This is a genomic window from Streptomyces flavofungini (genome assembly GCF_041028215.1).
GTDB lineage: Bacteria > Actinomycetota > Actinomycetes > Streptomycetales > Streptomycetaceae > Streptomyces > Streptomyces flavofungini_B.
Window position 1 is genome coordinate 1 of sequence record NZ_JASKYR010000762.1, and the last position, 3783, is coordinate 3783.

At 71.2% G+C, this 3783-nt stretch carries 3 protein-coding genes; 1 reads left to right on the forward strand and 2 read right to left on the reverse strand.

Annotated elements, in window-relative coordinates:
* Nucleotides 1–1968, forward strand: a 1968-nt coding sequence (locus AB8Z36_RS33980) for an ATP-dependent Clp protease ATP-binding subunit (RefSeq protein ID WP_369217240.1), incomplete at its 5' end; no start/stop codon positions are given.
* Nucleotides 1969–2005: 37 nt separating this feature from the next.
* On the opposite strand, the gene AB8Z36_RS33985 is transcribed toward AB8Z36_RS33980, so the two are convergent.
* Nucleotides 2006–2791: a thioesterase II family protein gene (locus AB8Z36_RS33985; protein ID WP_369217241.1), complete on the reverse strand. Its 786-nt coding sequence runs from the start codon at nucleotides 2789–2791 to the stop codon at nucleotides 2006–2008.
* Complete coding sequence (gene fabD / locus AB8Z36_RS33990; protein ID WP_369217242.1) at nucleotides 2788–3654, reverse strand: ACP S-malonyltransferase; 867 nt, start codon at nucleotides 3652–3654, stop codon at nucleotides 2788–2790. The genes AB8Z36_RS33985 and fabD overlap by 4 nt, the downstream gene beginning before the upstream one ends.
* Nucleotides 3655–3783: the final 129 nt, after the last annotated feature.

Consider the following 3783-nt stretch of genomic DNA (forward strand, 5'->3'; position numbering starts at 1 on the left):
GCGGCGGGCGGGTCCACGGCCACGCCCACGCTGGACGAGTACGGCCGCGACCTCACGGACGAGGCCCGGGCGGGGCAGTTGGACCCGGTGGTGGGCCGGGCGGAGGAGATCGAGCAGACGGTGGAGATCCTCTCCCGGCGTTCGAAGAACAACCCGGTACTGCTGGGCGATCCAGGGGTCGGCAAAACCGCCATCGTGGAGGGACTCGCGCAGCGCGTCGTCTCCGGCGACGTGCCCAAGACCCTGCGGGACCGGCGGGTGGTGGCCCTGGACCTGTCGGGTCTGGTGGCCGGATCGAAGTACCGCGGGGAGTTCGAGGAGCGCCTGAAGAAGGTCATCGACGAGGTAACCGACGCGCAGGAGAGCATCATCCTGTTCATCGACGAACTCCACACGGTCGTCGGCGCAGGTGGCGGCGGTGAGAGCGCCATGGACGCGGGCAACATCCTCAAACCCGCGCTGGCGCGCGGCGACCTCAGCCTGGTCGGCGCCACGACCCTGGAGGAGTACCGCAAGAACATCGAGAAGGACGCGGCACTCGCACGCCGTTTCCAGCCGGTCATCGTGCCGGAGCCCACGGTGGAGGAGACCGTGGAGATTCTCCGGGGCCTGCGCGACTCCTACGAGGCCCACCACGGCGTCCGCTTCACCGACGCGGCCCTGGAGAGCGCGGCAACGCTCTCCGACCGCTACATCACCGACCGCTTCCTGCCCGACAAGGCCATCGACCTGATGGACCAGGCGGGTGCCCGGGTGGCGCTGCGCGGCGGCGCCGACAGCCCCGAGGCGGATGAGATCAACCAGGAGCTGACCCGGCTGAACCGGGAGAAGGACGAGGCCGTCCACAACGAGGACTACGAGCGCGCCGCGGGGCTCAAGAGGCAGATCGGGGAGACGGAGGGCAGGCTGTCGGGCCTGGACGGCGAACGGGCGCCCGCCGCCGAGGTCACCGTGGAGGACATCGCCGATGTCGTCTCCCGGCGCACCGGTATCCCCGTCTCCCAGTTGACGGCCACCGAGCGCGAGCGTCTGATCCGCCTTGAGGAGACCCTGCACGAGCGGGTGATCGGCCAGGACGAGGCGGTCACCGCGGTGGCACAGGCGGTCCGGCGCGGCCGTGCGGGGATGGGCGACCCCGACCGGCCCACCGGCAGCTTCCTCTTCCTCGGCCCCACCGGCGTCGGCAAGACAGAACTCGCCAAGGCCATCGCCGACATCCTCTTCGGCCAGGAGGACCGGCTGATCCGCTTCGACATGAGCGAGTTCCAGGAACGCCACACGGTCTCGCGCCTCGTCGGTTCACCCCCGGGATACGTGGGCTACGACGAGGCCGGCCAGCTCACCGAGGCCGTCCGCCGCAAGCCGTACAGCGTGGTGCTGTTCGACGAGGTGGAGAAGGCGCATCCGGACGTCTTCAACCTGCTGCTGCAAGTACTGGACGACGGACGGCTGACCGACGCGCAGGGCCGTACCGTCGACTTCCGCCAGACGGTCGTCATCATGACCAGCAACCTCGCCTCGCAGCTCATCCTGAGCCACCAGGGCGCGGTCGAGGAGATCCGTGACGAGCTGATGGCCGAGCTGCGCGGCCACTTCCGTCCCGAGTTCCTCAACCGCATCGACGAGGTGGTCGTCTTCCACGCGCTCACCCGCGACGACCTCGTGCGGATCGTCGACCTGCTCCTTGAGCGCAGCCGTCGCAGGCTCCACGCCCAGCAGGTCACTCTCCGGGTGACCGACGCGGCCAAGGAGTGGCTCGCGGAGCGGGGCTACCAGCCGGAGTTCGGGGCCAGGCCGTTGCGCCGCACCATCCAGACCGAGCTCGACAACCGGCTGTCCACCATGCTCCTCGACGGCCAGATCGGTCCGGGCGACACCGTCACCTGCGACGTGCGGGACGATGAGATCGAGTGCACGGTCTCCCCCGGCAGCCGTGGGGAGGCCGACGAGACGGCCACGGCGGACTGACGAGACGGCGGACGCGCGGGCATCCGCACGGCGAGGATCACCAGCCCGCCAGGCCCGGTGCCGCCGTATCGATCTCCTCGGTGATCTGGGCGGCGATCAGCGGCGCCTGCTGGTCGAAGTAGAAGTGGGCGCCCGGGAAGAAGTGTTCGCCCAGCGGGTGGTCCATCCCCTGGTTCCAGGCGAGCAGTTGGTCCCGGGTGACCACGTGGTCGCTCTCGCCCCCGAACAGCGAGCAGGGGACGGGGATGCGGCTGCGGTCGGCGGGGCGCGGACGCCACGTCTCCACCAGCTTGAAGTCGGCGCGCAGCCGTGGCTCGTACAGCTGCCAGATGGTGTCGTCCTCCAGGATCGCCGTCGGCAGGCCGCCCATGGCGGCCAGCGCGTCGCGCAGGCCGGTCGAGGTCATGAGGTGCAGCGGCAGCTCGCCGCCGAAGGGCGGCTGCTCGGTGAAGGGGTCCTCGCACGAGGAGATGCCGAGCCACACCGGCTGCTCCTGGCCGCGTTCGATGAGCTGGCGGGTCATCTCGTAGGCGACCAGGGCGCCCATGCTGTGGCCGAAGAGCGCGATGGGGGCGTCGAGCAGCGTCTGGACGCCGTCGAGCAGGAACGCGGCGAGCCCGGCGCAGTCCTCGTGTGCGGGCAGGGCGCTGAGCGGGCCGCGGCCGGGCGCCTCCAGGAGGCAGATGTCCCAGTCGGCGGGGAAGTGCGTGACCCAGTGGGTGTAGATGACGTGCGAGCCGCCGGCGTGGTGCAGGACGAAGAGCCGCAGGGCGGGGTCTTCGACGGGCCGGGGCCGGATGGCCGTGGAGAGGGCGGTGGTCATGAGGGGGTCCTCTCGGTGCGGATGGCCCGGACCATGCGGGTGAGGACCGGTCCGGCCCCCACCTCCTGGAACCGGGTGTCGGGGTCGGCGTCGAGCAGCCGCCGCACCGTCTCGTGCCACCGTACGGGGTGGTCGATCTGCTCGGTCAGCAGCTCGGCGATGTGTCCGGGCGCATAGGGACGTGCGGTGCGGTTGGCGTAGACGGGGAACGCCGGTTCGCCGAGGCTTGTCCGGGCGAGGTGCGGGGCGAACTCGTGGGCGGCCGGGCGCATGTGGTGGGTGTGGAAGGGGCCCGAGACCTTAAGGCGGCGCACCGCTGTGGCGCCGGAGTCCTTGAGGAGCGCCGCGGCGGTGTCCAGTTTGGCCGCCGGTCCCGCCACGACGGTCTGGTCGGCGGTGTTGAGGTTGGCGACCTCGACGGCTTCGAGACCGGCCCGGCGCAGGAGCAGCCGTATCACCGCCTCGTCCATGCCGATGACGGCGGCCATGGCGCCGTCCGTGACGCGGGACATCGCCCTGGCGCGGGCGGCGACCAGGCGCAGTCCGTCGGTGAAGCCGAACACTCCGGCGGCGCACAGGGCGTTGTACTCCCCCAGGCTGTGGCCGATTGCGGCGTCGGGGGCGGGCATGCCGTCGGCGCGCAGGGCCCGGTAGGACAGGGCGTTCACGGCGTAGAGGGCGGGCTGGGTGTAGGCGGTGTGGTGCAGGCGCTGGTGCGGGTCGCTCAGGCACAGCTCGCGCAGGGAGTGGCCGAGCACCTCGTCGGCCTCGGCGACCAGGTCGGGGAAGCGGTCGAACAGGGCGGCGCCGCCCATGCCGACACGCTGGGAGCCCTGGCCGGGGAACATCAGCACATGGGTCACGGCAGTTCCTTGGGCTCGGTGGGGCGCGGCGGGGTGAAGCGGCTGTCGGCGAAGGTCAGCGCGGGGCCGTCGCCGAGCGTGCCGAAGGTTTCGGCACGGCCGACGAACAGGGTGTGGTCGCCGGAGGTG